The sequence below is a fragment of the Fluviibacterium sp. S390 genome, from assembly GCF_049800695.1.
In the GTDB taxonomy this organism is placed as follows: Bacteria; Pseudomonadota; Alphaproteobacteria; order Rhodobacterales; family Rhodobacteraceae; genus Meridianimarinicoccus.
This window is the reverse complement of the sequence record NZ_JBNAFN010000052.1, coordinates 1-4,097: the sequence shown is the minus strand read 5'-3', so window position 1 is coordinate 4,097 and position 4,097 is coordinate 1. Positions and strand designations below refer to the sequence as shown.

Annotated in this window: 2 protein-coding genes, 2 pseudogenes and 1 other annotated feature; all 4 genes and pseudogenes read right to left on the bottom strand. The window is 57.4% G+C overall.

What is annotated here, in order from left to right; all coding sequences use genetic code 11:
• Positions 1–943: pseudogene (locus ACP15K_RS20140) on the bottom strand (IS3 family transposase); the annotation flags it as partial.
• A gap of 212 nt (positions 944–1,155) precedes the next feature.
• Positions 1,156–2,286, bottom strand: coding sequence for a hypothetical protein (locus ACP15K_RS20135; RefSeq protein ID WP_424991447.1), 1,131 nt, complete (start codon positions 2,284–2,286; stop codon positions 1,156–1,158).
• Positions 2,287–2,402: 116 nt separating this feature from the next.
• Positions 2,403–2,777, bottom strand: a pseudogene (locus ACP15K_RS20130) (transposase); the annotation flags it as partial.
• A 35-nt stretch (positions 2,778–2,812) separates the two neighbouring features.
• Positions 2,813–4,047, bottom strand: a protein-coding gene (locus ACP15K_RS20125; protein ID WP_424991167.1) for an IS3 family transposase whose coding sequence is annotated in 2 segments (ribosomal slippage) — positions 2,813–3,747 and positions 3,747–4,047 — 1,236 coding nt in all. Because the reading frame shifts where the segments join, the coding sequence is not laid out codon by codon here.
• Positions 3,644–3,760 (bottom strand) — a sequence feature (AL1L pseudoknot). Its footprint overlaps the gene before it by 117 nt.
• Positions 4,048–4,097 lie beyond the last annotated feature (50 nt).

Sequence of the window (4,097 nt, the reverse complement as noted above, 5' to 3'; positions counted from 1 at the left end):
CATTCGTCCCGGAAGCTGCCGTTGAAACTTTCAATGAAAGCGTTCTGTGTTGGCTTACCGGGAGCGATGTAGTGCCAGTCAATCTTCGTTTTCTGGCACCATTCGAGCACCGCTGAACTGGTCATCTCTGTTCCATTATCGCTGACAATCGTTGTCGGCATTCCGCGCACCTGAATGATCGCGTCCAACTCACGCACAAGTCGCGCGCCCGACAGCGATGTGTCCGGAATAAGCGCCAAACATTCGCGGCTGAAATCATCCACGACGGCCAAAACACGAAACCTGCGGCCATCTGTGAAGGCGTCCGAAACGAAGTCCAGGCTCCACCGCTGATTGACGGTCTGCGGCACGACCATCGGGCGGCGTGTGCCCAATGCACGCTTGCGCCCGCCCCGTTTGCGCACCTGAAGCCCTTCTTCGCGATATAGTCGCCGTAGCTTCTTCTGGTTCATGCGGACGCCCTGACGCTCAAGCATGATGTGAATGCGCCGGTAGCCAAAGCGCCGACGTTCAGCCGCTATCTCCTTCATGGCCTTGCGCAAGTCAGCATCATCTGGCCGGGTGCTGCGATACCGCACACTCGATCGGTCAACGTCCAACACGTCACACGCCCGCCGCTGGCTGACCCCATGCTCTTCGCACAGGTGACCCACAGCTTTCCGCTTCTCAACGGGCGTTACCACTTTCGCGAGGCGACGTCCTTCAGCATCGCGTTGTCCAACATCTGTTCTGCCAGCAGCTTCTTGAGTTTGGCGTTCTCGTCTTCGAGCGCCTTAAGCTTGCGCGCATCGGACAACTCCAGTCCGCCGAACTTTGATTTGTATTTGTAGAACGACGCTGTGCTGATGCCGTGCTTGCGGCAAACCTCAGCCGTCGGGACGCCGCCTTCCTGCTCTTTGATCATCGCTATGATCTGTTCTTCGCTGAACCGTGACTTCTTCATATTCCGTCTCCAATGCTTGGGACAGATTCTATTCAAAAGTGGAGGAGTTTTAAGGTCTCAGGTCAGAACCAACAAAGCCGACTTCAGTTCGAAAGGACTAATGCAACAGTCCCCAACAGAAACCTACGTACCGCGCGCCTCCAGCATCTCAGACCGGCTCCACAAACATATCAAACTGATACCTGTGCGGGCCTGACGCGGGTCCGCCGGGATCAGGCGGGTCCTGTCACAGATTTCCGCCGGGTCCGTCGCAACGACCCCAGAAGCACAAGGGCCGAGGCCCCCAGCATCGCCGCTGGCGGGACCGGAACCGGGGCCAGCCCGTACTCGGTTTCCCGTTCACCTTCGAAGCCTGAATATCCAAACGCGGCCCCGGCGTTTGGATCACTTGCAGTGGACAGCCCCGTAACCAGCCCGCCCAGATAGAACGGGTTGCTCAGCATATTGTCAGCACTCAAGTCCGCCAGCAGGCTGGCACCAAACGCATTCATGTCGATCTGGGGCGTGGTGGTCAAGTCAGGCACGGCATCAATATCCGGCAGAGTATAGAACGCGGTGTTCGGATCATAGGAATAGCTCACCCCCCCGCCGGTGGTGCGGCCGAGGGAAAAGATTACCCGCTCGAATTGTCCGTTGCGGTAGAACACCTTGAATTCCCGGTCGGAATTGTGTTGGAAATCAAATTCTTCCAACCCGAAGAGCATGAAATAGTTGAAATCATCCGGATCGGCCGATGAGGCGGCCAGATCGGCCTGGCTGGCCACAAACGGATCTTCGATCTTGGCGGTGCCCCAATACGACCCGTAGACGACGTTGGGCGGCTGGTTCGGAGGATCGATATCGCCCTTCAAACTGACCTTGGCCTTGGTCTTGATATCATAGTTCAGTCCGTTTCCGTTCGGGTCCCTTTGCGCCGTCGCACTTCCCGTAAACTGAAACTCAGCAACCAGATCCGACGTGACTTTCATATGGGTCACCTTGGCCCTGCGATTGAAAAGCTTGCCCTTAACGTCAAGCTCTCCCCGGAACAGGCGAGTCAGCTTCCGGCTATCCAAACTGTTCGTATTGTTCTTTTTCTTCCCATTGGCATCCACATGCAGATCCCAGCTATAGACAACCCGCGTATCCCGCTCGAACTTCTTCCGGTCCTGGACATTCAGCTTCTGGACCTGCGCCCCACCGGCGCCGGGAATGTTCACGGTGATGTTGACTGGACCGATAACCGGCCCGCTGAAGGCGAAGGCGCCGACCGTCGTGGCGCCCGTCTGCGCCCCAGGCAAAGCCAATAGCGCGCACAGTCCTGCGCGACAGACCGTAGACCTCCGATATACGTAACCGTGCATGTGTTCCCCTCCAGGTAGACATATCCTCCCTCAACCATAGCATATGTCGGAAGCGTTTCGCAGGGATCCCAACCTGACGGAAACCTTGTCCTGCAAACCACCGCCCCGCCCTTAGGTCATGTTGACAAAAGGCGGACCCAGAGACGGATTGACGTGATGTCTATGAAACCGAGGAAGCTCTCAGCCGTTTTGTCGTAGCGTGTGGCGACGCGGCGGGCATTCTTGAGCTTGTTGAAGCATCGCTCGACCGCGTTGCGCAGGGAATACAGAGAGTGATCAACGCCGACGCGCATTTTGCGGGATTTTCGCATCGGGATCTGGCTCAAAATATCCCGCGCCTCCATCTTTTTGCGAATTCTGTCAGCATCATAGCCCCTATCGGCCAACAGGACGCTTGGCTCAGACAGATTGTCTGCCATGACCAAATCGAACCCCAGATAGTCGGACGTCTGGCCCGGCGTGATATCGGTTCTCATGGGCAAGCCTGAACCGCCCCGGGTTTACCGGAGAGGGTTTGGTTCAATGATTAGGCTGCTTTTTCGTCAGCGTTCAAGGCTTCGTAGAAGGCCTCTTCTGCTTCTTGCGGCGTGACGTATCCGATGGCGCTGTGCAGGCGTTCGTTGTTGTACCAGTCGATCCATTTCAATGTCTCCCATTCGACCTGGCCAACCGATTTCCAGGGGCCGATGAAGTTGATAACTTCGGTCTTGAACAGGCCGATGGTGCTTTCGGCCAGAGCATTGTCATAACTGTCCCCGACGCTGCCGACCGAGGTGTCGATCCCTGCTTCGGCCAGTCGCTCGGTGTATTTGATCGACAGGTATTGGCTGCCACGGTCGCTGTGATGGATCAGTTTGTCGGCCTCGCACGGAGCCCTCTGGCAGATGGCCTGGTTCAAGGCATCCAGCACGAAACCGGTCGACATCGAGGTCGAGACGCGCCACCCGACGATCTTGCGGGCGAAAACATCGATCACGAAGGCTACGTAAACCATTCCCTGCCAGCTGGAGACATAGGTGAAATCCGAAACCCAAAGCTGGTTTGGGAAATCCGCCGCAAACTCTCGATTCACCTTGTCGTCGGGGCATGGCTGTGCCGTGTCAGGATTGGTCGTGACGACCTTCTTGCCCCGGACAACACCCTGAATACCCATGGCTTTCATCAGGCGCTCCACGGTGCAACGAGCGATGTCGTGTCCTTCCCGGCGCAGAGCGTGCCAAATCTTGCGTGCGCCGTACCGGCACCGGCTGGCATCGAACACACGTCTGATGGCAGCCTTGTCCAGAACATCACGCTTCGCCCGCTCGGACGCAGAGGCCGGTTCGTGTTCAACGGACTTGTGGGCATAGAACGTCGATGATGCGATTCCCAGAACCCGGCAGATCGGCCCGACACCAAAGACATCACGGTGGTCGTCGATGAAGCCAATCATCGCTTGAACGGGCGGTCGAGCTCCGCCTGAGCGAAATACGCTGACGCCTTCTTCAGGATCTCGTTGGCTTGCCTGAGTTCACGGTTCTCACGCTCCAGGGCTTTGATCCGTGCCTTTTCCTCGCTCGTCGGTCCGGACAATTCACCTGCATCACGCGCAGCGCGCCGATACCAGTCCCGCAGGCTGAAAGACGAACAGCCCAGCTTCGAGGCAATGGCCCGGTAGGCGGCACTGTCGCTGCTGTAATCAGAACGATGTTCGCGGAAAAGCCGAACGCCGCGCGCGCGGAACTCAGCCGTGTAACTCGGGGAAACTTTCTTCTCTGTCATGGGGCTCACCTTTTGAGAGTTTTACTCTCCGGTAAACCCGGGGCGGTTCA